21 protein-coding genes are annotated in these 23329 nt (G+C 66.2%); 6 read left to right on the forward strand and 15 right to left on the reverse strand.

Features of this window, described 5'->3' with window-relative positions; translation table 11 throughout:
• Positions 1–10 precede the first annotated feature (10 nt).
• Genes RT424_RS01170 through motA form a run of 7 tightly spaced genes read right to left on the reverse strand, consistent with a single transcriptional unit; the run spans position 11 to position 6183 of the window.
• Positions 11–1042, reverse strand: a complete 1032-nt coding sequence (locus tag RT424_RS01170; RefSeq protein ID WP_313433879.1) for a chemotaxis response regulator protein-glutamate methylesterase — start codon at positions 1040–1042, stop codon at positions 11–13.
• Entirely contained in the window at positions 1039–1923 is an 885-nt protein-coding gene (locus RT424_RS01175) for a CheR family methyltransferase (RefSeq protein ID WP_313433880.1), read from the reverse strand. The genes RT424_RS01170 and RT424_RS01175 overlap by 4 nt, the downstream gene beginning before the upstream one ends.
• The gene (locus RT424_RS01180) at positions 1923–2414 is read right to left on the reverse strand and encodes a chemotaxis protein CheW (RefSeq protein ID WP_313433881.1); all 492 of its coding nucleotides are present in this window, start codon (positions 2412–2414) and stop codon (positions 1923–1925) included. Before RT424_RS01180 ends, RT424_RS01175 begins: the two co-directional genes overlap by 1 nt.
• On the reverse strand, positions 2411–4609 hold the full coding sequence (locus RT424_RS01185) for a chemotaxis protein CheA (protein ID WP_313433883.1): 2199 nt from the start codon (positions 4607–4609) through the stop codon (positions 2411–2413). The genes RT424_RS01180 and RT424_RS01185 overlap by 4 nt, the downstream gene beginning before the upstream one ends.
• Positions 4606–4971, reverse strand: coding sequence for a response regulator (locus tag RT424_RS01190; RefSeq protein ID WP_147219591.1), 366 nt, complete (start codon positions 4969–4971; stop codon positions 4606–4608). Before RT424_RS01190 ends, RT424_RS01185 begins: the two co-directional genes overlap by 4 nt.
• On the reverse strand, positions 4968–5294 hold the full coding sequence (locus RT424_RS01195) for an STAS domain-containing protein (protein ID WP_313433885.1): 327 nt from the start codon (positions 5292–5294) through the stop codon (positions 4968–4970). The genes RT424_RS01190 and RT424_RS01195 overlap by 4 nt, the downstream gene beginning before the upstream one ends.
• Positions 5295–5298: 4 nt before the next feature.
• Complete coding sequence (gene motA, locus RT424_RS01200) at positions 5299–6183, reverse strand: flagellar motor stator protein MotA (protein WP_313433887.1); 885 nt, start codon at positions 6181–6183, stop codon at positions 5299–5301.
• A 213-nt stretch (positions 6184–6396) separates the two neighbouring features.
• On the opposite strand from motA, the gene flaF reads away from it, so the two are divergent.
• The 3 genes from flaF to RT424_RS01215 all read left to right on the forward strand — a co-directional run bounded on the left by flaF (position 6397) and on the right by RT424_RS01215 (position 10270).
• Positions 6397–6759, forward strand: coding sequence for a flagellar biosynthesis regulator FlaF (flaF, locus tag RT424_RS01205; RefSeq protein WP_313433889.1), 363 nt, complete (start codon positions 6397–6399; stop codon positions 6757–6759).
• Between the two features lie 176 nt (positions 6760–6935).
• Positions 6936–9653 (forward strand): PAS domain S-box protein, encoded by a 2718-nt coding sequence (locus tag RT424_RS01210; RefSeq protein ID WP_313433891.1) that lies wholly within the window; start codon positions 6936–6938, stop codon positions 9651–9653.
• Positions 9650–10270: a response regulator transcription factor gene (locus RT424_RS01215; RefSeq protein WP_313433893.1), complete on the forward strand. Its 621-nt coding sequence runs from the start codon at positions 9650–9652 to the stop codon at positions 10268–10270. The genes RT424_RS01210 and RT424_RS01215 overlap by 4 nt, the downstream gene beginning before the upstream one ends.
• Before the next feature lie 68 nt (positions 10271–10338).
• Here RT424_RS01215 and RT424_RS01220 read toward each other — a convergent pair whose 3' ends face one another.
• The 6 genes from RT424_RS01220 to RT424_RS01245 form a co-directional block, all read right to left on the reverse strand.
• Complete coding sequence (locus tag RT424_RS01220) at positions 10339–11703, reverse strand: alginate export family protein (RefSeq protein WP_313433894.1); 1365 nt, start codon at positions 11701–11703, stop codon at positions 10339–10341.
• A 453-nt stretch (positions 11704–12156) separates the two neighbouring features.
• A complete protein-coding gene (locus RT424_RS01225) occupies positions 12157–13065 on the reverse strand; it encodes a sigma-70 family RNA polymerase sigma factor (protein ID WP_313433896.1) in 909 nt (302 codons plus the stop codon).
• 172 nt (positions 13066–13237) lie between these two features.
• Entirely contained in the window at positions 13238–14296 is a 1059-nt protein-coding gene (locus RT424_RS01230; protein WP_313433898.1) for a peptidoglycan-binding protein, read from the reverse strand.
• Complete coding sequence (locus RT424_RS01235; protein ID WP_313433899.1) at positions 14293–14730, reverse strand: hypothetical protein; 438 nt, start codon at positions 14728–14730, stop codon at positions 14293–14295. Before RT424_RS01235 ends, RT424_RS01230 begins: the two co-directional genes overlap by 4 nt.
• Positions 14714–16051, reverse strand: coding sequence for a flagellar protein export ATPase FliI (gene fliI, locus RT424_RS01240; protein WP_313433901.1), 1338 nt, complete (start codon positions 16049–16051; stop codon positions 14714–14716). Before fliI ends, RT424_RS01235 begins: the two co-directional genes overlap by 17 nt.
• A gap of 15 nt (positions 16052–16066) precedes the next feature.
• Entirely contained in the window at positions 16067–16519 is a 453-nt protein-coding gene (locus RT424_RS01245; protein ID WP_313433902.1) for a flagellar biosynthesis repressor FlbT, read from the reverse strand.
• A gap of 174 nt (positions 16520–16693) precedes the next feature.
• On the opposite strand from RT424_RS01245, the gene flgE reads away from it, so the two are divergent.
• From flgE to RT424_RS01260, 3 genes are all read left to right on the forward strand, one after another.
• Positions 16694–18010: a flagellar hook protein FlgE gene (gene flgE / locus RT424_RS01250; protein ID WP_313433903.1), complete on the forward strand. Its 1317-nt coding sequence runs from the start codon at positions 16694–16696 to the stop codon at positions 18008–18010.
• 104 nt (positions 18011–18114) lie between these two features.
• Complete coding sequence (gene flgK / locus RT424_RS01255) at positions 18115–20211, forward strand: flagellar hook-associated protein FlgK (RefSeq protein ID WP_313433904.1); 2097 nt, start codon at positions 18115–18117, stop codon at positions 20209–20211.
• 25 nt (positions 20212–20236) lie between these two features.
• A complete protein-coding gene (locus RT424_RS01260) occupies positions 20237–21145 on the forward strand; it encodes a flagellin (RefSeq protein ID WP_313433906.1) in 909 nt (302 codons plus the stop codon).
• 82 nt (positions 21146–21227) lie between these two features.
• Here the strand turns inward: RT424_RS01260 and RT424_RS01265 are convergent, their stop codons facing one another.
• Both RT424_RS01265 and RT424_RS01270 read right to left on the reverse strand, forming a co-directional pair.
• Entirely contained in the window at positions 21228–23066 is a 1839-nt protein-coding gene (locus RT424_RS01265; protein WP_313433907.1) for a hypothetical protein, read from the reverse strand.
• Positions 23063–23320, reverse strand: a complete 258-nt coding sequence (locus tag RT424_RS01270) for a hypothetical protein (protein ID WP_313433909.1) — start codon at positions 23318–23320, stop codon at positions 23063–23065. Before RT424_RS01270 ends, RT424_RS01265 begins: the two co-directional genes overlap by 4 nt.
• Positions 23321–23329: the final 9 nt, after the last annotated feature.

Genomic DNA, 23329 nt, shown 5'->3' on the forward strand with positions numbered 1-23329 from the left:
ACCGCTCCATTTACCGCCGACACGCGCCGAGGATAGCCTCGGGCATGGCGGACAAACTGAATTCCTTTTCCACCGCGCCCGCCTCGAAGGCGGCGCGGGGCATTCCATAGACCACGCAGGTCTCTCGATTCTGCCCGAGCGTGCGGGCTCCGCCGTCGCGCATGGCCTTGAGGCCGAGAGCGCCGTCGGAGCCCATCCCCGTGAGGATGACGCCCACGGCGCGCGAACCGATCCGCGCGACCGAGCGGAACAGTACGTCCACCGAGGGACGGTGCCCGCTGACGGTATCGCCCGCCACAAGCTTGACCTGTCCGCTCGTGCCGCCGAGCAATTCCATGTGCTGGCCGCCACCGGGCGCGAGGTAGACCGTGCCCCGGCGCAGGTTCATGCCGTTCTGGGCCTCCACCACCTGCACCCGCGCGGCCTTGTCGAGCCGCGTGGCGAAGCTGCCGGTGAAGGCGGCGGGCATGTGCTGCACCACCAGGACCGGCGGGCAGTCCGGCGGCAGGGCGCCGATGATCGAGAACAGGGCTTCCACCCCGCCGGTCGAGGCGCCCACCGCGATCACGACGTCGCGCAGAGTTCCTTGCGCGGCATTGACCGGGGTCGGCGGACTGGCGGTGCGGCGCACCGAGGAGCGCGCGGCCGCCTTGACGATCTTGCGCAGCAGCGCCCCGTCCTGGGCGATTTCCAGCGGATTGCCGGAAGGCTTGGCGATGCAGTCCACGGCGCCCAGGCGCATGGCCTCGATGGTCGCCTCGGTCCCGCGCGCCGTCAGGGTAGAGCACATGACCACCGGCATCGGCCGCAGGCGCATGATGCGTTCGAGGAAGGACAGGCCGTCCATCCCCGGCATCTCGATATCGAGCGTGACCACGTCGGGATTGAGGGTCTTGATCATCTCGCGCGCGGCGTGCGGCTCGGGTGCCATGCCGACGACCTCGATCGCCGGGTCGTGGCTGAGCAGCTTGTTCAGCAGCGCGCGCATCGCCGCGCTGTCATCGACGATGAGGACGCGCGTCTTTTCCGGAGCGACCGTCATGCGGCGCCTCCATCATTACGCGCGTAGATGGTCTGGCCGACCGGCTTCATCTGCCGCGCGGCGGGACCGATCAGGCGCTCGGAATGGCCGATGTAGAGATAGCCGCCGGGCGCCAGCATCTCGACGAAGCGCGCCTCCAGCTCGGCCTTGGCGGTATCGTCGAAATAGATCATCACGTTGCGGCAGAAGATCACGTCGTACTTGCGCCGCATCGGCCAGGGCTCGAACAGGTTCAGCACCCGCGCCGCGACCAGTTCGCGCAGCGGCTCGACCACGACATGGTCGCCGTTCGACTCGGCGCGCATCCACCGCCGGCGGTAGCTCTCCGGAACCGGCTCGACCGTTGCGGCGGAATAGCGCGCATCCTGCACGGACTGCACCACGTGCGGCGCGATGTCGGTGGCCAGCAGGCGCACGTCGCCCTGCTGGAGCCAGGCCGCGCTCGTCGGCCCGTCTCCTGCCAGGCACATGGCGATCGAGTAGACTTCCTCGCCGCTGGAGCAGCCAGCGGACCAGATGCGCACCTTCTCGCCCTTGCGCGCGCGATCCTGCAATTGGGGCAGGACCTCGCGGCGCAAGTGGTCGAAATGGTGGTTCTCGCGGAAGAAGTGCGTGTGGTTGGTCGTCAGCGCCACCACCATGGCGTGGCGTTCCTCGGCATCGCGCTGGACCAGCGAAACGTAGTCCACGAAGCTGGACAGCCCATGCTCGCGAAGCCTCCGGCTCAGGCGCGAGTGGACGAGCGTCATCTTGGCCTCGACCAGATGGATGCGCGCCTCTCGCTGCATGATCGCGGCGATGTCGCGGAACTGGGCGGGACGCAGCTCGGCCGTGCCGGCCAGAGTCGCACCCGTTCCCGCAGAGGAAGCCAGCACGGTCATTACGCGACGAAGTCCGGCACCTGGCGGGTCAGGCTCAGCGCGTCGAGGTCGAGCAGCAGGCACATGGCTTCGGCATTGGCCGCGTCATGGGTGCGGCGCTCGATCTTGACGAGGCCGGCGATGGCGCCCTGCTCGTTGATCTCGACGTCCGGCGCGGGCTGGATTTCGCTGCCCTGGATCACGACGATGTCCTGCACTTCGTCCACCAGGAACCCGGCGTGGCGCCCGGCGATGGTGACGACCAGGATGCACGAGCGCGAATGCAGCTCGCTCGGCGCCCAGCCCAGTCGCTCGGACAGGCCGACGACGGGGACGACCGAGCCGCGCAAGTTGGTCACGCCCTTCACATAGGCCGGGACGCTGGGCAGCGGGGTGGGCTCTTCCCACTCGCGGATTTCGATCAGCGAGCGCATGTCGATGCCGAACAGGCGGTTGCCCAACGTGAAGGTGACGATCTTGCGTTCGTCGAGTTCGGTGTCTTCGGTGCTCATGCTGCCATTCCTTTCAGCGCATACTTGGAAGAGCCGCCGGTCGATGCGACCAGGGCGTCGATGTCGAGGATCAGCGCGATCGAGCCGTCTCCCAGGATCGTCGCGCCGCCGAGGCCGCGGATCGGGTGGAGGTTGTCTTCCAGGCTCTTGATCACGACCTCGCGGCGGTTATCGATGGTGTCGACCATCAGGCCGACATGTCCGGCGGTCTCGCTCTCGACGATGATGACGAGCGATTCCTCGGCAGGCCGCTGCGAGCGCATGCCGAACAGCTCTCCCACCCGCCGCATCGGCAGATACTGGCCGCGCAGCTCGATCACTTCCGATGTCGGCGAAGTCGCCTGCACCTGTCCCGTCTCGGGCTGGACGGTCTCGACCACATTGGCCAGCGGCAGCACGAAGCGCTGGTCGCCCAAGCGCACGATCATGCCGTCGAGGATCGCCAGAGTGAGCGGCAGCGCCATGGTGAAGGTCGTGCCCTCGCCCGGCACCGAGTTGATCTCCAGCCTGCCACCCAGCGCCTCGACGTTGGAGCGGACCACGTCCATGCCGACGCCGCGACCCGAAATGTTCGAGATCGTCTCGGCGGTGGAGAAGCCCGGCGCGCAGATCAGGCCGTCGATCTCCTCGTCGGAAATCGGCACGTCGGCGGAAATGATGCCGCGCTCGATCGCCTTCGCCCGCACCCGTTCGCGGTTGATGCCGCGCCCGTCGTCACGCACGCGCACGATGATGCGCGCGCCCTTCTGCTCGGCGGAGAGATGGATCGTGCCCTCGGCGGGCTTGCCGGCGGCGATGCGCTCTTCCGCGCTTTCGATGCCGTGATCCACCGCGTTGCGGATCATATGGGTCAGGGGGTCGCCGATCTTTTCGATCACGCCCTTGTCCACTTCGGTCATCTCGCCGATGGTTTCAAGCACCACCTTCTTGCCGGTCTCGGCCGAAAGATCGCGCAGCATCCGGGGCACGCGCGAGAACGCCTGCTTGATCGGCTGTGCGCGCAGCGACATGACGTTGTCCTGAATCTGCCGCGTCAGGCGCGACAGTTCGGGAAGCTCCACGCGCTCCTGATCGGCGGGCGAGAGCCGGTCGGACAGGATCGACCCCCGGATCACCAGTTCGCCCACGAGGTTCAGCAACTGATCCAGCTTGGCCAGATCGACGCGGATGCTCTGCGCCACTTCGACGCTGGCCTGGCGCGCCTCGGCCTTGGGCGCGGGCGCCGGTGCGGCCTTGGCGATTGCAACGGGGGCAGCCACCGCCGCAGTGCTGGGAGCGGTGGGAACCAGCGTCAGCAGTTCCTCTACTGGAGCGGGCAGCGGTTCGAAAACGCCGAAGCCGTCGAAGTCCTCGACCGCCGGATCTTCCACCACGACCACCACGGCTTCGTCCCGCACGACTTCCACGATCGAATCCGGCGCAACGAAGTCGAAGCAATCGCGAATGTCCTGCTCGCCGACAGTGCCGGGAACGTGCAGGGTCCAGACGAAGTAGCTTTCCTCGGGATCGAGGTCGCGCAGGCCGGGAAGGGTTTCCATGTCGACGCTCGCGACGGCGGCGCCCATTTCCTCCAGCTCGCGGATCACCAGCATCGGCTCGCCGCCGTTGCCCAGCGCCCCGCGCGATGGACCGAAGCGAACGGTCCATCCTGCCGGTTCGGCAGGTTCGAAATCGTCGAGATCGACCGCGACAGGTTCGAAACCGAAGGGATCGAAGTCGTCGATCACCGCCGCAACCGGGGTGAAACCGAAATCATCGGCTTCCTCGGCCTGGATCGGCGCGGGTTCCGCCACGGCAGGCGCCGCTGCACCCTTGCTTTCGAGAATCGCGTCGAGCTGTTCCAGCATGGTCCCGTCGGCGGGCGGCTCGGTGCCGCCCTGTGCCGCCGTGACATGGTCGGAAAGGATGTCGAACGCCCCCAGCAGGGTCTGCGTCACGGAACCGCTGGCCGGGATACGACCACCGCGCACTTCGTCGAGCACGTTCTCGAAGCGGTGCGAGAACGCCAGCAGCGCCGAATGCCCGAAGGCGCCCGATCCGCCCTTGATCGAGTGGACCGCGCGAAACACGCCCGCGATCGTCTCGGAGGAAGCATCGCCCGCCGCCATGGCCGAAAGGCCGGCCTCGGCCACGGCAAGGCCCTCGGCGCATTCCTCGAAGAAGATGCCCTGGATTTCGTCGAGTTCGCTGCTCACGGGCAGACGCGGCGGACGGCCGCTCCCAGCTTGGCGGCTTCGAACGGCTTGGTGATCCAGCCGGTGGCGCCGGCTTCGCGGGCGCGGGTCTTCTTCTCGTCCGAGAACTCGGTCGAGAGCACCAGGATCGGCGTGCCACGGAACTCGGGCACGGCGCGCACCGCCTCGATCAGTTCGAAGCCGTCCATCTTGGGCATGTTGATGTCGGTGATCAGCAGGTCCGGCTTGACCTCGTGCATGCGCTCCAGGCCATGCTCGCCGTCATCGGCGGCTTCGACGCGGAAACCCTGCGCGGCAAGGGAGGCCTTGAGAAGCATCCGCATCGATGCGGAGTCGTCGACGGTCAGGATGAGTTTGCTCACGACGGAAATTCCTCTTCAGAAAGGCCGACGGCTTCCGCGAGCCCACAGGCCTGCACGCGCTGGACGAAGGCGGTGCTGGGATTGACGATTTCGAACTCGTGGCCGGCCTCGCGCGCTTCGGCACGGGCGGCGACAAGCAATTGCAGCACGGCCTGGCCGACGGTTTCGACCTGGCTGGCGTCGATCTGGATCGCACCGTCGAAGTCGCAGGCCAGGACCATGCGCACGCGCAGGTCTTCGGCCGTCACGGTCGTGCCGTGAACGGGCAGGTGCAGGGAACGGTCTTCGATGGCGATCTCCGGCGCCGCATCTGCGAGCTGCACGGGTTCAGGCGGGTTTGGCATTGAGCTGATCCTTCACTTCGTCGAGCGCGGTTTCGAGCTGCGTGAACGAGGGCGCATAGGGCGACGGCGTCATGCGGCGCGCCAGCTCGATGGCCACTTCGGTGGGCTGGCCCTGCGCGTGGCCGATGATCGCGGTCTTGACGATGAGGTAGGGCTTGAAGTCGGAATCGATGATCTGCTGGAGCTTCTGCGCGATCGGACCGACCAGGCAGTAGGCCAGGAGCACGCCCAGGAAGGTGCCGACCAGAGCGCCGCCGATCATCGCGCCGAGGATCTCGGTGGGCTGGTCGATCGAGCTCATGGTCTTGATCACGCCCAGCACGGCGGCGACGATGCCCAGCGCGGGCAGGCCGTCGGCCATCATCTGGAGGGCATGCTGCGGCGCCAGTTCCTCGGCGTGGTGGCGTTCGATGTCACCTTCCATGGCTTCCGCGATCTGGTGGGGATCCTCGAAATTGACCGTCATCATGCGCAAATAGTCGCAGGTGAATTCGATCAGCCCCTTGTCTTCCAGCAGACGCGGATAGCGGGTGAAGATGGGGCTTTCCTCCGGCTCGTCGAGATGTTTCTCGATCGAGTTGGCGCCTTCCTTGCGGAAGGTGGCAAGCAGCGTGAAGAGCAGGGCCAGCAGGTCGCGGAAGTCGACCTCCGTCCAGCGGCCGCCCTGGAACACGCGCTTGATCCCGGCCCAGGTCTTCTTGACCGTGGTCATGGAGTTGCCGAGGATGAACGCACCCACCGCCGCTCCGGCGATCGCCAGCATTTCGTGCGGCAGGGCGTGGGCGATGACCATGATATTGCCGCCCGACATCAGGAAGCTGCCGAAGACGCACAGCAGGATGACGACAAGGCCGATGGCGTTGAGCATGAAGAAGATCCGCGATTGATGGCCGCAACAGGTGAGAGGGCCGAAGCCCTGCGTTAGTTATAGGATGCTCGGCGCAAGGCCGGTGCGGCGCGATGGATTTTCCGTCACATCAGGCCATGACCGGAACCGTCGGCCGCAAAACCGGCATAGTCGCGACCGGGATGGGCGCCTTTGTCCTATATGGAGTTGGCGCACGTCTTCGCTGGAGCCTTTATGTCACTCAATGCCTATCAACGCGTGCAGCAGATCGCCGCCACGCCCCGCCGCAACGAATACCGCCTGATGAGCCAGATCACCGGCGAGATGATCGCCGCGCGTGACGCGGGCCTTGCCGGCGCGCAACTTGCTCCGGCCCTTCACCGCAATCGAATGGCGTGGTCCACGTTCTCCTCGATGTGCGCCACGCAGGGTAATCAGCTTCCCGACGACTTGCGCGCCAGGATCATTTCGATCGGCATGTGGGTGGACAAGTACACATCGGAGGTCATTACAGGACGCGACACCATCGATGATTTGATCGTGGTGAACCGAGCGATAATCGAAGGGCTGGCCAACGAGAACGGTACTGGCAACTAAGGAATATCACTTATCATATGTTGATAAGTTTTTAGAAAATATAATCAGGCGCTTATTGCTGTACCGCCCGAACGCATCGGATTGTCGCCGCGCCCGTCTATTTACAAAAACGAACAAACCTATATTGGCCCGCTCTCCTTGATGCTTAAGACGCAAGGCGGAACAAGCGGGTCGGAATGCAGGAACTGAATCCACCGCCGCAGCGCCTGGGCGGGCCAATTCCTGCGCGGATGGCTCCGGTCGTTCCCGCCCTCGTGATCGCGGCGCACCTTGTCTGCTCCCTTGTCCTGCTCGGCTGGGCATTGGGGCTGCCCCGGTTGACCCGCATCGTCGATGACGGCTTTCCGATGCAGCCGCTCACCGCCGTAGCGGGTATCGCCATCGGCTTGGGAATCCTGCTGAGCGGACTATCCCGGCCCCGCGCCGCCGCCTGGGTGCTCGCACTTCCCCTGCTGGTAGCCCTCACGGCTCTTGCGCAGGATTATTCGGGGCATTCTTTCGGGATAGACGGACTGCTCTTCCCGAACGGTATCGCCTTCCAGACGCGATACAACCCCGGCAGACCCGGCTTGCTTCCCGCACTCGGCATCGTGCTGTTGTCCCTTGCCGTCCTGGCGCTCCGTGCGCGACGCCGCGCTCTCAGGCGTCTGGCCGTCACTTTCGCCTGCGTGGCGATTGCCGTCGCCGCGATTTCCGGCCTGCTCATCCCGCTCGGCATCACCCAACCGGGCCCGGGGAACCGCCATGCCCTGATGTCGGTGCCCACTGCGGTCACCCTCTGCCTGCTCGCTCTCGGCGTCATAGCTCTACGCCGCCAGTATGCCTGGCCCCGCAGGCCGGATTGCGGCTTCGGCTCTGCCACGCTGCAATCGTGCCTTCTGCTTTGCGTGATCCTGCCGGTGGTTTCTGCCCTCGCCCATTTCTGGGCCGAGCGCAGCGGCATCGCGTCGCCTGAAATGATCGAAATCGTACAGGCCGTAGCGCAAGTGGCACTCTCCTGCGGGCTGATCGCCTGGGCCTGGGTACGCATCGCCCGCGAAAGCAGCGCGCGCTGGGCGGTGAACCTGGCGCTCGACTCCGCTCCGGTTTCCATCACCGACGTGGACGGACGGATCCTGCGCTGGTCGGCGGGATGCGAACGCCTCTACGGCTGGACTTCCGAGCAGGCGATCGGCCGCTTTCAGCACACCCTTACCGGCACGCCGCCCACCTCCCCCGCCTGCATCGAGGCCCTGCTGCAAGGCGCTTGCCACGAAGGCGAAGTCACCGCCTACCGCAGGGACGGCAGCGCCTTGCGCGTGCTCCATAATCGCCAGGCGGTGCAGCCGCGCGCCGATCTCGCGCCGATGGTCGTCCACGCGATGACCGACATGACGGCGCGCATCCAGGCAGAGCGGGCGATGCTGGCCAGCGACGCCCGGCTGTCGCTGGCGGTCGATCTCCATGAGCTGGGCATCTTCGAATGGTCGCTATCGACCGATCGCTTCGTCTTCCACGGTCATGCCGAACGGCTGTTTGCCTTGGAGCCCAGCGGCTTCGAGGGCGGGATTGACGCCTGGAAAAGGCATCTGCTCACCACCTTCGGATCATCGTTCCGTATGCCCGGCCCTCCCGAATCCTGGCAGGCCGGACGGCACGGATTCCGCCTGGTCACGGTGGCCCCCGCGACTGCCCCCGCGACCGCAAGGGTGATTGAGGGCACCGCCCATATCCACCGCGGACCGGGAGACGAGATCTCCATGATCGGCATCGTGATGGATGCCACCGAACGCGAGCAGCGTGCCGAGATGCTGCGCTCGCGCGAGTCCGAACTGCGCTCCATCCTCGACACCGTACCGGAAGCGATGATCACCATCGACGAGCACGGCCAGATCCGCTCGTTCTCGGTGACCGCGGAAGCCCTGTTCGGCTATGCCGCCGCCGAAGTGCTGGGCAAGGACGTGCGGCTGCTGCTGCCTCGCTACGTGCGCCCGGATTCCGCATCCGTGCTGCCCGGTCCCGGACAAGCCGCGATCACCAGCATCACCGCCGGCCGCGACCGGCTGGGCAACGAACTGCCGATCGAGATCGCCGTGGGCGCCGCCAACATCGGCAACGAGCGCATCGCCATCGCCTTCATCCGCAACATGCGCGAGCAACTTGCCGCCCAGGCCCGCCTCAGCGAGTTGCGGGAGCAGTTCCTCCACGCCTCACGGCTCAGCGCCATGGGCGAGATGGGCGCCGGACTGGCCCACGAACTTAACCAGCCGCTCACCGCCACCTCGAACCTGTTGGGCGCCATCGACCTGATGATGGCCCGCGACGGCGATCCCGAACAGGTCCGCTGCATGCTGGAACTCGCCCGCCAGGAAGTGCTGCGTGCAGGCTCCATCATCCGCCGGATGCGCGCCTTCGTCGCCAAGGGTGAACTGGACTTCCAGGCCGAACCGCTCGACGACGTGATCGCCGAAACCTTGCAACTCGCACGCTCGCGCAGCCATGCGCCAGGCACACGCCTCACCTATCGCCCGAGTGTCGATGCACCATGCGTCCTTGCCGATCGCATCCAAATGCAGCAGGTGCTGATCAACGTCATCAACAATGCCTTCGACGCGCTCGCGGGCCTCAACGACAGGCAGCCGGAAATCACTCTCTCGACCCGCCAACTGAACGATGGCCACATCATGATCAGCGTTATCGACAACGGCCCCGGCTTGCCCGAAGCCATCATCAACCGACCCTTCGAGGCATTTTCATCCACGAAACCGAGCGGCATGGGCCTGGGCCTGTCGATCTGCCGCCGCATCGTGGAAGCGCATGGCGGGCGCTTCTCGTTGCGGAACGTGCCCGATGGCGGCGCGGCGATCGAATTCACCCTGCCCGCCTATACCGAGCTGGAGCGCAGGGCAGGATGACGATGCGCCGGATATATATCGTCGACGACGACCTCGCCGTGCGCACCTCGCTGGAATATCTGCTGGCGATGATCGGCGACAGCCGGATCACCTGCTTCGATTCCGGCGATGCCTTCCTGGAATCCGCCGCTTTGCTGGAACCGGGATGCCTGCTGCTCGACCTCCAGATGCCTGGGGCTTCCGGGCTTCAGGTTCTCAGCACGGTCGGTGGCCGCCCAACCCGCTTCGTCCCGATCGTGCTGACGGGAGAAGGCGACGTCTCGGTGGCGGTCCAGGCGATGAAGCTCGGTGCGATCGACTTCATCGAAAAGCCCTGCGACCACCTGAAACTGATGAACGCCGTGGAATCCGCCTTCACCCATCAGGCCGCTTCCACGGCAGAAGAAAAGCGCAAGGAAAAGGCGATCTCGCTGCTGGAGCAGCTTTCCCCCCGCGAACTGGACGTGTTGAAGGGCCTGATCGACGGACAGTCCAACAAGATCATCGCCCACGCCCTGGACATCAGCCCGCGCACGGTGGAGATCTATCGCGCCAAGCTGATGGAGAAACTTCAGGTCCGCAGCCTCTCGGAAGTGCTGCGCATCGCCTTCGCCGCCGGCCTGGTGCCGATGGATTAGTCGCTAAACGGACAAGCCCCCGCGCCGTTGGTGCGGGGGCTTGTCTAGGGCTGAATGTCGGTCCGACCTCAGAAGTCGAAGTAGAGGTCGATGTAGCCGTATTTGGTGTCGCCGGTTGCAGGCGCGTTCGGGGCATCCCTGAGGAAGCGGCCTTTGGCGAGGTAGGCAACGCCGGTATCGACGCGCAGAACCTCTGGGATCAGCGTGCGGCGATAGCGTGCTTCCACCTGGTGTCCGGCGAAGCTGCCGCTCCGGCCGGATGCGTCCCTGACGCCGGTGTTGGAGAAGCTGTCGGTCTTGGAATCGAGCCAGAGCGCACGGTACATGACCATCACGTCCGACTTCGCGTCCGCCTTCACCTCGCCCCGCGCACCGCCCGAGATCGTGTTGAAACGGCCTACGGCGCCGTGAAGGCCCGTGGGGCCGAAGTCGAAGCGACGCGCGCCGAACAGGGTATCGAAGCGGTTGTAGGTCCGGCCATTGCGGCGATCGCCGCTGGCGATGTCGAAGTTCAGCGACAGGCGCGGCTGCCAGCTACCGGTGAACGTGCGGCCGGCCTCGGCATGGATGAAATAGGCCGAAACGTCGAGGTCGGTCCGATTGGTCGGCGCGGTGGTGGCTCTGGCGCGGCCGAACTGGTAGGCGCCTTCGATGTCGTAATCCACGCGCCCCTTCTTCGGCGCGCGATAGGCGCGCAGGCCCGGCGTGAAGATGTGGCGGTTGCGGGTCGGCCGATCGGCGCTGTCGCGTTCCGCCAGGCCATAGCCGTAAAGCTCCAGCGATCCGCCGAGAACGCGGGCCTTCGTCAGCGAGGCGCCGAAGAGCTGCAGGTCGCTGGTCTCCTGGTCCCACTTGATCGAATTGTCGTGAATGCCTTCGGAATCGTCGGGCAGGCGAAGCTGCGGCATCGCCCAGAGCAGGGTCAACTGGTCCCCGCCGCGCCCCTTCCACTGGAAATTGACGCCGGTATAGGCATTGGTGGTGTTCCGGAATGCCTGCCGCGCGATCAGGCGGCGCGATCCCAGGTTCATGGTGAACCGCCCCGCTGTCAGTTGCGCCTTGGATCCGCCACCCAGCCCGAAGTCCAGCCCGACATAGGCCTGGACCATCTCCATCGCGTCCACTTCGCCGGTGCCGGCAGAGGAATTGGACTTCTCGCCATAGGCGCGGCCGTCCCACAGTTCGCCGCCGATGCGCCAGGGGCCTCCGTCGTACTCGACCTGAAGCGTCGTCTTCAGTGAGAACATCGCATCGTCCTGCGCCGCGTTGGGCCTGAACTGGCCGTCGATGCCTTCGACGCGGGCGCGTACTTCGCCCTTGATCGTCAGTCCCTCGGGTGCGCCTACCGCGCGTTCCAACAGCCCTTGTGCATGAGCGGTCGTGCCTTGCCCTGCCAGCAGCAGTCCCCCACCCACAAAGCCCAGAAGCGTCACGAACGATGTCGAATGGAAAAGGGATTTGCGGTCGCCCGGAACAAGGGCGGACAATACTGGCCCGGACTTTACCGGAACCGAGAGGCAGGCAGGCATTACGATCTCCCGAAGTTGCGGTCCATTATAGGATGGCGCTCGCAATCGTCGGGGGCGATAGCCCGGATTTTACCCGCAGTCGTGTCGAAATTTCTTACACGCTGCGGGGGACGGCGACCCTGCCCGGCAGGATCGCCGCAATCGTTTAAGGCACTTTCCAATCCGACAGCTTCCGATGCGGTTGGCTGAGCCGAGTTCTCAGGCGTAAGCCGTCGTCCCGGACTTGATCCGGGACCGCTGGCCTTGTCGCGCCCACCCCTCGGCAGGGCGTATGTCTGCGAGGTAGCGCCTCAAGGATTGCCAGCGGTCCCGGATCAAGTCCGGGACGACGCTATCTTCTATGGGCCTGAACTGCCCTCAATGGGCGGCGACGGGCGCCAGCATGGACTGGCGATATTCCGCCATCATCGTGAAGCGCGGATCGGCGCCGGTGAGGTCGCTCATCGTCTTGGCCGCGCGCTTGGCGATCTGGCGGACGCGCTCCTTCGCAACCCCGCTGTCGTCATCGCCGGTGTCGAGCGCAGCAATCTCGAAAAGACGCCCCTCGACGACGCGACGGTTGTGTTCGAGGCGCTCTTCCAGTTCGGCCATTTCGGCGGGATCGAGCATGGACTTGCCGGTACGCCATACCGAGCGGCGGGCGCCGGTTTCGCCCAGCGACGCCTCGGTCAAGGAATTCTGGGCGCGCGTTGCCTTCTTCGGCTGCGCCTTGCGGCGGATGCGTTCCACGCCGATGTTGCGCAGATGCTCGACGTAGCTGTCGGTCAGCGACGCCATGGCCTGACGCGCGAGATAATCGGAAGCACCGGCTTCGGTCCGTCCCAGGGCGTCCTCGTCCTCGATCGAGGCCACGATCGACTGGCCCTCTCCGTCCTCGCCCACGCCCACGGCGTCCAGCGACACGGTGACCGCCTCCACCTTCTTGGCCGAAGGGCGCTGGTCGGTCATCAGGCGGAAGCGCAGGCTCTGAAGCTCGCCCCGGATCTGCCAGTTCACGAAAGTGGTGAACTGCGCCTTGGTCGGGTCGTAGGCCTGGATCGCCCGGTGCACGGCGATCGCACAGACCTGTTCGGCGTCGTCCCAATGGGCGACAAGGCCGTACTGGCGAATGAAATGGCGGATGCGCGGCGCGATCAGCTTGATGATCTGCGCGAAGGCGCGGTCCACGGCAACGCGCTGGCGCGCGGATTGTGCCTGGCCCTCGGCCGGCATGTTCGCGCTGACCGTCGCTACCGCGGACTCCAGAGCGATGGTGATCTTCGACATGTTGAACCCCCGGTTAGAGAGGAGCTACGGGCGCCCATCGCCGCTGCTCCGCTTCAACGAGACCCGTTGTCTCGTGAATTTCTGAACGCGAGGTTAATCCTATAAACGTCTTTCCTTTATTTCCTATAATTTTTTTCGCTTCGTCGGGAACTAAGTGCGTTTCGCCGCTGGATCAGGCCGAAAAGCGGTCCGGACGGATGTTGCGGCCGACATAGTCGAGCAGCCAGGAACGGTGCGCGGCGACCGCGCTGCCGGCCATTTCGATCCGGCGATTCGCATTCGCGGCGCCAACTTGCGCATGGAGGAGCGTGCGGGCGCGTTCAGGCGACAGGCCGCCTTTCAGGAAGCGCACGGCATCGCCCAGCCCCAGGTGATGGCCAAGATAGGCCGCCTGCGCCATTTCGACCTCGCCGCCACCGATCCGCACACCCGAACCGCGCAGCGAATCGAGATTGGCGCGGGCGTAGTCGGCGATCGTCTCGATCGAAGCCTGCGGATCGTAGCGCAGCGCCAGCAACGCGCCCCGGCTCTCGCTGCGGACATGTCCGCGCGCATTGAGCCAGCCGTTCGCTTGCGCGAAAGTGTGCAGCCACGTACCCTCGCGCTCAGCCTCGCCTTCCCAGGTGCGATTCAGGAACTGGCCCATTCCGGCCGCACTGGATCGTGGGTTGCGCGAATAGGGCAGCCAGCGTCCGTCCGAACCCTTGGCCGCCTCGGCATTGACGATCGTGGCAAGCGCCGCCGCCGGTATGCCGGTGCGCGAGGCCGCAGAGCCGAGAATGCCTGCGTAGCGAGCGTTCGGGCCGCCCTGCATCGAGAACGCGCCCTTGGAACCGTCACCGGGATTCTCGCCGGAGCCTTCGCTCCCCTGCTGCCGCGCAAAGCGTTCCCAGACGCCTGCCTGGGAGGAGCACGATGGATCCTCCGTCTGCGGCCTGGGATAAGCCGGCCCGGTTGCCGCAGGTTGGGCGGAAGCGGCCTTGGTGCGCTCGTCCAGCAGCGCCAGCAGCCCGTCGAGACCGAGCGGATCGGTGCGCTTGTCGACCAGTCCTCCGGCCTGCTTCTCATCTTCGCCGCCCAGTGCGGCGCGCCAGAGGCGGCCGGAAAGCTCGCTGCGGGCCTGGGTATAGATCAGCTGTGCTTTCTGCGCCGGGGTGAGCCCGTTAAGGTTGCTGGTCTGGGCTCCGAGAACGGCATTGCCCATCATCGCACCGGCGGTGCCCTCGATCATCGTGAATCTTCCCGACGCATCGCGCGACGCGCCTTGATGAAGGACATCGCCGCGAAATCATCGATCCCCGCCTGCTCGGCATTGGCGATCACACGCTGGGCATCCTGCCGGAAGCCGTCCGCCGCCGTCTCGATCGCGCGGAAAGTGCCATAGGCATCGACCGCCTGGTCGCGCAGTTCGTCGAGCTTGGCCTTCAGCACGACTTGCGTCGCCGCCAGTTGCCGACGCTCGCCGCGCATCCGCTGGAGATAGGCGTGCGAACAGACCGCCATGTCGCCCGCAGCCAGACCGGCTTCGCGCGTGATCGATCGGGAAACCCGGTCCCGCGCCTTCTCGACCTCGCCCAGCACGCCGGAATGGGTGCTGATCGCCGCGCTCATCTCGTCGATCTCGCGCTGCTGCACCCGCAGCGCGGCGTCATAGGGCGTCTTCATCGGTGACCTCCATGAGCGCCGCCAGCGCCTCGAAACTCTCCTGCGCGAAGCCGCGATCCTGCTTGCCCTGCTTCAGCAAGTCCTCGATGCGCGGGGCCAGCGCCACGGCTCGGTCCACTTCGGTGCTCGACCCGGCGCGATAGGCGCCGAGACGGACCATCTCTTCCATGTCCTTGTAGGTCGCCATTTCGCGACGCGCGGCAAGGCGGATATGGTTCTCCTCCTCGCCCAGACAGTGCGGCAGGGTTCGCGACACCGACTTGAGCACGTCGATCGCAGGATAACGGCCGCGCTCGGCAATCTGGCGGGTGATGACGATATGTCCGTCCAGAATGCCGCGCACCGCATCGGCCACCGGTTCGTTGTGATCGTCGCCGTCCACCAGCACCGTGAACAGGCCAGTAATCGTGCCCTGTCCCGGCAGTCCCGGCCCGGCGCGTTCCAGCAAACGCGGCAGTTCCGCAAAGACGGTGGGCGTATAGCCCTTGGTTGCGGGCGGCTCGCCGCTGGCCAAGCCGATCTCGCGCTGCGCCATGGCGAAGCGGGTGACCGAATCCATCAGGCACAGCACGTTGAGGCCCTGATCGCGGAAATGCTCGGCCACCGTCAGGGTGGTCCAGGCGGCCTGGCGCCGCATCAGCGCGGGCTCGTCCGAAGTGGCGACGACGACGACGCTGCGGGCCAGGCCCTCTTCACCGAGATCGTCCTGTACGAATTCCTGCACTTCGCGGCCACGCTCGCCGATCAGGCCGATCACGGCGACGTCGCACTCCGTCCAGCGCGCCAGCATCGAAAGCAGCACCGACTTGCCGACGCCGGACCCGGCGAACAGGCCCAAGCGCTGGCCCTGGCACAGCGGCGCGAAGAGATCGAGCGCGCGCACCCCGGTGGAGAGGCGCGCACCAACGCGCGCCCGCGCCGAGGCTGGCGGTGGCGAGGCCTTGATCTTGCGCAGCATCGCGCCCTGTTCGAGCGGTCCCTTGCCGTCGACCGGACGGCCGAGCCCGTCGACCATCCGGCCGAGCCAACCGCTCGAAGGCCGCAGGGCGAACTGGCTGGCGGACAGGTTGGCGCGCGATCCCGAGGCGATGCCCTGCGGCTCGCTGAAGGGCATGCAGTGTGCGATGCCCCTGTCCAGCCCGGTCACTTCCGCCTCCACCTGGCCGGTGGGCGAGTTGAGCGTGACCCGCGAACCGATCTGGGCGGCGCCCGACAGGCCCTCAACCTCGATCAGCGCACCGCGCACGGCCACGACCCGACCATAGCGCAAGTCGGGCGTGAGCAGGCGAAGTCCTGCGGCAGCGGCGGCTAGACTGGCCATGAAACCCTTCCCGCGTCAGTGTGCGGGGGCGATTTCGGACGTGGCTTCGGCGTGGCTTTCCTGCACGCCGGCCGCTTCCGCCAGGCGCGAAAGCGCGTCGGATTCGTAGCCGATCAGCCAGCGGCAGTCCGCCAGCGCATTATAGAATTGGCCGGTCGCCACTTTCTGCGCGAAGCGGATGCAGACCGCCTTGGCCTCTGCGGTTTCCAGCGCCAGCATCAGCGATTCCAGCCGCGCCAGCAGCACCTGCTGATGCCGCGCGAGATCGGCGGGATCGATATAGGCCATCATGCAGGCGAAATAGAGTTGGCGTGCCGGAGAGGTCGCCTCCTCCGGCTTCATTACGTCGCGTCCGCGCAGGATCGTGGCCTCGTTCTCGACCACCAGGTCGGTGCGGCCCACAGCCCGCAGAACCGCGCCGTTTACGATTACCGGCTCCCCATTGCGAAGCGAAATGCGAAGAGTCATGTCCATTGCCCCCGTGACATCTGCCTCATTTATAGGATGACTGAGGCAGGCGCGTGGCAATCCGTTACAAATTTTCGTGACGGCTCATCAGGGTAGGATCGCAATTCTTCCTACAATGGCTCTGTTCGGTGGCCGGCACGCCTCAACCCCGGCCGTCACGCACAGGAGAACCACATGAGCCTCTATTCAGCTCTTTACGCCGGCGTTTCCGGCCTCGGCGCGCAGGCGAGCGCCATGGCCACGGTCGCGGACAACATCACCAACGTCAACACCATCGGCTACAAGGGCGTTTCCGCCCAGTTCCAGACGCTCGTCACCGACGGCAAGATGAAGAGCAGCTATTCGGCCGGTGGCGTCACCGCCGCGCCCAAGGCGCTCATCTCCAAGCAGGGCCTGCTCCAGGCATCCAGCAGCCTGACCGACATCGGCATCGACGGCGCCGGCTTCTTCGTCGTCCGCTCCAGCGCCGACACCAGCGGCCAGATCGCCTATACCCGCGCCGGTTCGTTCACGCCCGATGCCGACGGCTATCTGCGCAACACCGCCGGTTACTACCTGACCGGCTGGCCACTCGACGCCAACGGCACCTACACCAACAACGGCAGCATGGACTCGCTGGAGCCTATCCGCCCGAATTCGCTGACCGGCGCTGCGCTGCCGACGACCAAGATCTCGATGCGCGCGAACCTGGATTCCACCGCGACCCCGATCACCGGCGCCTATGTCCCTGGCTCCATGGCCTCGGGTGCGCTTTCGCCGCAGTTCTCGCGTTCGGTCGAGATCTACGACGCACAGGGCACGGCGCACACCTTGACGTTCAACTACGTCAAGACTGCCGCCAACGAATGGGTTGCCGAAATCTCGGGCGATCCGGCACAGATCGCCAGCTCGAACGGCGCCGCGATCACGAACGGCGTTCTCGCCAGCGGCACCGTGAAGTTCAATGCCGACGGCAGCCTCGACCTTGCCGGTTCGGACGCCGCACTCTTCGCCAACCTCGACATCGGCTGGTCCAACGGCGCCGGCTCCACGCCGATCACGCTCGGCCTCGGCACCGATGGCGGCCTGAACGGCCTGACCCAGTTCGGCAGCGATTCGGCTCTGCTCTCGTCCAGCGTGGACGGCGGCGTGCTGGGCACCGTGGCCTCGGTCGAGATCTCGGACACCGGCATCGTCAGCGCCGTGTTCGACGACGGCACCACGCGTGCGATCTACCAGCTGCCCATCGCCACTTTCCAGAACCCGGACGGCCTGACCCGCACCAGCGGCAACGCCTACGTCGCCTCGGCCACTTCGGGCAACGTCGCGATCAACGAACCTGGCGCACTCGGCGGTGGATCGATCGCGGCGGGCGTTCTGGAAGCCTCGAACGTCGACCTGGCGTCGGAATTCTCGAACATGATCCTGTTCCAGCGCGCCTACAGCGCCTCGTCGAAGATCATCACCACGGTCGACGACATGCTCCAGGAAGTCAGCAACCTGAAGCGCTGACCTTGCCCGAAAGACCGGAGCGTTTTCGCTCGAAGTGAGAACGCTCCGGCCGACTTCCCCAAGACCTTACCTTTCCCGGCGATACTTTCAGGAAGACCACAACCGTGTCCCTCAACCAGATACTCAATTCCGCAATGTCCGGCCTCTCGGCCTCTCAATCCGGAATGGCGACGGTTTCCAACAATATCGCCAACGTCAACACGGTGGGCTACGCAAGGCAGAAGCCGGCGCTCACCACCGGCGTCGCGGGCGGGAAGGTCAGCGGCGTCGTCGTCGGCGAGCCCTCGCGCGTGGCGGACAAGTTCCTGGAGAACGCCGTCTACCAGCGCGCGGGCGCTGCCGGGCGCGGCGAAGCGGCCTCGACCTACCTCGATCGCCTGCAATCGCTGCTTGGCTCCACCGATTCCAAGTCGGGCATCGCGGCGCGCCTGAACGCCATCACCACTTCGGTGTCGCAGATCGCCAGCCTTCAGGGCTCGGCCCAGTCGATCGCGCTGTTCACCGGCAATGTCTCCGACACGATCCAGAGCCTGAACCAGTTGCAAGGCGACGTTGCCAACCTTCAGGCCGATGTCGAGAGCGAAGTCTCCGACACGGTCGACCGCGCCAATGTGCTGCTCAAGAAAATCCATGACCTCAACAGCGAGGTCGCCCGCCTCCAGGGCCTGGGCAAGAGCGTCTCCGGCCCCGCCGACGAGCGCATGTCCGCGCTGGAGGAACTGAGCGGGATGATGAACGTGACCGTGCGCGAACAGAGCGACGGCCGCGTAACCATCGACAGCGCATCCGGCCAGGTGCTGCTGGACAAGCGCCTGCGCCAGCTGAGCTACCCTTCGGGCGCCGCCGCCTCTCAGGCGACCTATCCGGCGATCGACATCCGCTTCGCCTCCGACAACGGCGTGATCGGCGCCTCCACCGGCGAGAAGATCGATTCCACGGCGGTCGGCGGGAAGCTTGGCGGCCTGCTCGACATTCGCGACCGGGCGCTGCCCAACTTCTCGGAGCAGCTTGGCCAGCTGTTCACCGGCATGGCCGAGGCTCTGAACAAGGTTTCCAACGAAGGCACCACCTTCCCCGCGCCCCAGTCGCTGACGGGCCAGAACAACGGGCTGGTCGGCACCGACCGCCTGGGCTTCACCGGCAAGGCGACTTTCGCGGTCGTGGCCAAGGACGGCACGCTGGTCTCGAAGGCGACGATCGACTTCGACGCCCTGGGCCCCACGGCCACCGTCGACGATGCGATCGCCGCGATCAACGCCGGCCTCGCGCCTGACGGCTCCGCCAGCTTCACCAACGGCGTCCTGTCGATCGGCGCGAGTTCCAACGCGAACGGCATTGCCATCGCGCAGGATCCGACCACCCCCAGCGACCGCGCGGGCGTGGGCTTCTCGCAGTTCTTCGGGCTCAACAACCTGATCCGTTCGGACAGCAGCGCCCTGGCGCCCTCGGGCTTCACCGCCACCGACCCGCACGGCTTCGGCACCGGCGAGACCGCCCAGATCGTCCTGCGCGACCCGACCGGCAAGATTCTGACCGAATATACGCTCACCGGCTCGGGCGGGTCGACCTGGGGCGATCTCGTCACCGAACTCAACGGTAGCCCGCTTTCGGCCTATGGCAGCTTCGCGCTGGACGATCGCGGCCGCGTGCAGTTCAACTCCAACACCGCCAGTTCCGGTTCGACGATCTCGGTCCCCTCGGACTCGACCAACCGCGCGGGAACCGGCCTTTCCTTCTCGGCGCTGTCCGGGCTGACCGGGGCCGCCAGCGGGCTCGGCTCGGCCGAAGTGCCCGCCAACATCCTGGCGGACCCGACGAAGCTGCCGCTGGCGCAGCTCCAGCTTACGGCGGCCGTGGGCGAGAAGGCGATCGGTTCGGGCGACATCCGCAACGTAACCGGTTTCGTCGACGCTCTGTCCGCCGCCGTGGATTTCGGCAAGGACGGCAGCAGCACGATCGGCAACTTCGCCAATCGCCTGCTCGGCAGCGCCGGATCGCAGGCCTCGCTGGCGCTGACCAACTACAACGATGCTTCCTCGCGCCTCAGCGATGCGCTGGACCGGCGCGATTCGTTCTCCGGCGTCAACGTGGACGAGGAACTCGCGCAGATGGTCATTCTCCAGAACAGCTATTCGGCTGCGGCACGCGTGATGTCGACGGCTTCGGACATGTACGACGAACTGCTCGGCATGATCCGCTAATTTTCGAAAGGACGAGGACCAGACAATGACTCGCGTAGCGACGATCCCCCTCCAGCGCACGCTCGCCAGCGCCATGTCGCGCTCGCAGGAAAACCTGGCGACGAGCCAGCTTCAGCTCAACTCCGGCAAGAAAGCGACCGACTACGCAGGCCTCGGCCTCGATGCCGTGCGCACCCTTTCGGCACGCTCGATGCTGGCCCAGCAGGAATCGTACAAGAGCAACACCGCCCGTGTCTCCACCACGCTGTCGCTCTACGACGCCAATCTGGGCCAGATCGACACGTCGCTCACGAAAATGAGGACCGATCTGATGACCGCGCTGGGCACGGGCGATTCGCCGGGCCTCCAGGCTATCGTCGAGGATTCCTTCGGCGACCTGCGCATGGCGCTGAACGCCAACGAAGCCGGCATCCCCCTCTTCGCGGGATCGCAGACCTCGGGCAGTCCTTTCCTTCCCAAGACGCTACAGGACACGATCGGCCTCGATGCCGCCGATGCCTTCGCCAATGACGCCGTGCGCCAGTCCACGCGCATCGGAGAGAGCGTCGATCTGGAATATGGTGTGGGTGCCAGCGAAGTCGCCACCAACCTCATCCCCGCCTTCCGCACGCTTGCCGAAGCCGGGCCCTTCGGCGAAAAGCTTACGGATGCCCAGAAGCAGGCGATAACGGACGCCCTCGCGCAGCTCGATACCGGCATTACCGACGTCCGCACGGTGAACGCCACCAATGGCCGCAACCAGAACAAGGTCGAACAGCTCAGCGAACGCGCGGACGACCGGATCGACCTGTTCAAGGAACTGATCGGCTCGGTCGAGGACGCCGATCTTGGCCAGGTTGCGATCGACATCACCCAACGCAAGACCATTCTCGAAGCGAGCTATTCCGTCTTCGCGCAGCTCAATTCGATGTCGCTGGCCCAGTTCCTGAAATAAGGGATACCGCCAGGACGACACATGAAAAAGGGCGCCGGGATTGTGATCCCGGCGCCCTTTTTCGTATCCTTGCTTCTCGCTTTCAGCCTTTCGGCGCGACGCTTCCGGGCGCTCGTTCCAGCAGGTCCGCGAAATCGCCCGCCGGGCTGGCCGAGGGCATGGCCGCCATGGCGCGCGCCAGTTGCGGTCCGTTGGCCTCCTTGGGGCTGCCGGTAAGCATCTCGAAGACGGGCGCCGAGGGAAGTCCCTGGAATGCCGCCGCATAGCGCCCGTGAAGGCCCGACAGAGCTTCCTCGCGCCCCAGCATGGCCAGCGAGATCGCGTGGCGCAGGACGACCGCCTGGCCCACGGAATCGAGCGCCCGCCCCTTGGGAAGCCCGGATGCCGAGGCTTCGGCATAGCGCGCCCAGTCGCGCTGCTTCCAGAGAATCTCGGCGCGCAGGGTATCCGCGTCCGGCACGTCCTGAAGCACGGCCATGGCCTCGTCGATGCGGCCGATCTGGCTGAGTGCCGCCGCCTCCACCCGCTTGCGCGCGGCGATCATGGCGTCGGGGAAGGACGGGTCGTCCGATTTGCGCAGGGTGTCCAGCGCGCGATCGGGTCGTCCGGCCAGGATGAACAGCGTCGCCACCCGCGCCGAGAGCGGCCCGCGCGCCAGGTCGCCCGCGCGCACGAACAGCTGATAGGTCAGCAGGTCGCCTGCCCGTTCGTAAAGCCCGGCCTGTTGAAGACGCTCGGCCAAGTGGCTGGCCATGAGGTCTCCCTCCGCCCCGCCCGGCGCGATGTCGCGGTAGTCCCAGTAGAGCCCCGCCGCCTTGTCCAGCGGCAGCTTGCGGGCCGGATCCAGCGCCGTCGTCAGCTTGGTGCGCAGGCCCGGCAGGAAGTCCGCCCCCTGCCGCGCCACGTCGTGGTAGCGGAACAGGGCAGCGCCTGCGGCCAGCGCGCCGGGCAGGTCGCCGCGTGCATCGTAGAGCTTGTAGGTCAGCCGCAGCGCGCGTTCCTCGATGGCGTCGCCGCGCCAGGCATAGCGGATCGCATCGAGCCGCTTGAGCGCCGCTTCCGGCCCGACCGCCTTATGGGCGACCTCGGACTCGATCTCGCTCAGCCGCGCGTCCATGCGCTGCTCCATCGAACCCGACCGTTCCACGCGCGCGAAACGGAGACGCGCCTGATCGACATGGCCGAGCGCCAGTTCGGCGCGTCCGCGATAGAGGTTCGCCGCCGGATCGCGGTCAGGCAAAGGCGCCAACCACTGCATGGCCTTGTCCGGCGCGCCGCCCTCCACGGCCGCACGTGCGGCAGCCAGCACGAAAGCCTTGGGCCGGGGCGTCTTGAGCGCAGGCCGCGCGCAATCGAGCTGTTGCAGGGCCTGCTCGGCCAAAGCGCTCTGCGCCAAGGCACGCAGCCGCCAGGCACAGGCCTCGGCGTTCGCGCCCAGTCCCGGTGCACCCAGGGCAGCCAGCGCGTCCGGATAGCGGCTCAGCAGCGTAAGGGCGGCACCTTGCGCCAAGCGGAAAGTATCGACCATCTCCAGGTCGGGATCGTCCTGCCGCATGACCTCCAGCACGCCGAAAGCCTCGCCGCCGCGCTCCTGGCCGATCAGGCTGCGGGCATAGTTCCACCGCGCCTGCTGGCGTTCGGGACGGGGCGCACGAGCGATGCGGGTCCAGGCATCCTGCTCCGTCAGCTTCGTCCAGGCTGCCGGTCCGACGATCGCGGGTTGCTGCGCCAGGTCGGCGGCAAAGCCCGGCAATCGCGGCGCCGGCGGCAGGACCACGGCTTTAGGCGCGGGTCCAGGCGCAGGACTTGCCGCCGAAGCGGGCGCTTCCGGGGCCGAGGTGATGGGCGACGCGGCAGGCGCGGCCAGCAATGCCGCACCGGGCACCAGCGCGGCGGTCGCCAGCAAACGGGTAAGGATCACAGCAAGGCTCCGGGAAACAGGACCGACATCGTGAACAGCACGCCGCCTAGCGCGCTACCGATGAGAAACAGGATAACGGCGAAAACCACCCACAATGCGCCGCCGCGCTTGACCGCTTGCGCCCCGGCGCCATCGACGCCGACCTGCGGGGCATCGGTGCGGCGGCGGCCCGGATTGGGCGCGACGGGATTCGATGGGCCGCCCGATCCAGAGGAAAATACCCTGACTTTCGCCGGACGCCGATCGTCGCTCATGTTAACCTG

It is taken from the genome of Novosphingobium sp. (assembly GCF_032093395.1).
Taxonomy (GTDB): domain Bacteria; phylum Pseudomonadota; class Alphaproteobacteria; order Sphingomonadales; family Sphingomonadaceae; genus Novosphingobium.

Bases quoted from the DNA above. Each gene is read 5' to 3' on its own strand.
- RT424_RS01225 (WP_313433896.1), bottom strand. From the start codon at position 13,065: ATGTCGAAGATCACCATCGCTCTGGAGTCCGCGGTAGCGACGGTCAGC.
- RT424_RS01230 (WP_313433898.1), bottom strand. From the start codon at position 14,296: ATGATCGAGGGCACCGCCGGTGCGATGATGGGCAATGCCGTTCTCGGA.
- RT424_RS01170 (WP_313433879.1), bottom strand. From the start codon at position 1,042: ATGACGGTCGCTCCGGAAAAGACGCGCGTCCTCATCGTCGATGACAGC.
- RT424_RS01210 (WP_313433891.1), top strand. From the start codon at position 6,936: ATGCAGGAACTGAATCCACCGCCGCAGCGCCTGGGCGGGCCAATTCCT.
- RT424_RS01245 (WP_313433902.1), bottom strand. From the start codon at position 16,519: ATGACTCTTCGCATTTCGCTTCGCAATGGGGAGCCGGTAATCGTAAAC.
- motA (WP_313433887.1), bottom strand. From the start codon at position 6,183: ATGCTCAACGCCATCGGCCTTGTCGTCATCCTGCTGTGCGTCTTCGGC.
- RT424_RS01215 (WP_313433893.1), top strand. From the start codon at position 9,650: ATGACGATGCGCCGGATATATATCGTCGACGACGACCTCGCCGTGCGC.
- fliI (WP_313433901.1), bottom strand. From the start codon at position 16,051: ATGGCCAGTCTAGCCGCCGCTGCCGCAGGACTTCGCCTGCTCACGCCC.
- flgE (WP_313433903.1), top strand. From the start codon at position 16,694: ATGAGCCTCTATTCAGCTCTTTACGCCGGCGTTTCCGGCCTCGGCGCG.
- RT424_RS01235 (WP_313433899.1), bottom strand. From the start codon at position 14,730: ATGAAGACGCCCTATGACGCCGCGCTGCGGGTGCAGCAGCGCGAGATC.
- RT424_RS01270 (WP_313433909.1), bottom strand. From the start codon at position 23,320: ATGAGCGACGATCGGCGTCCGGCGAAAGTCAGGGTATTTTCCTCTGGA.
- RT424_RS01260 (WP_313433906.1), top strand. From the start codon at position 20,237: ATGACTCGCGTAGCGACGATCCCCCTCCAGCGCACGCTCGCCAGCGCC.
- RT424_RS01180 (WP_313433881.1), bottom strand. From the start codon at position 2,414: ATGAGCACCGAAGACACCGAACTCGACGAACGCAAGATCGTCACCTTC.
- flaF (WP_313433889.1), top strand. From the start codon at position 6,397: ATGTCACTCAATGCCTATCAACGCGTGCAGCAGATCGCCGCCACGCCC.
- RT424_RS01175 (WP_313433880.1), bottom strand. From the start codon at position 1,923: ATGACCGTGCTGGCTTCCTCTGCGGGAACGGGTGCGACTCTGGCCGGC.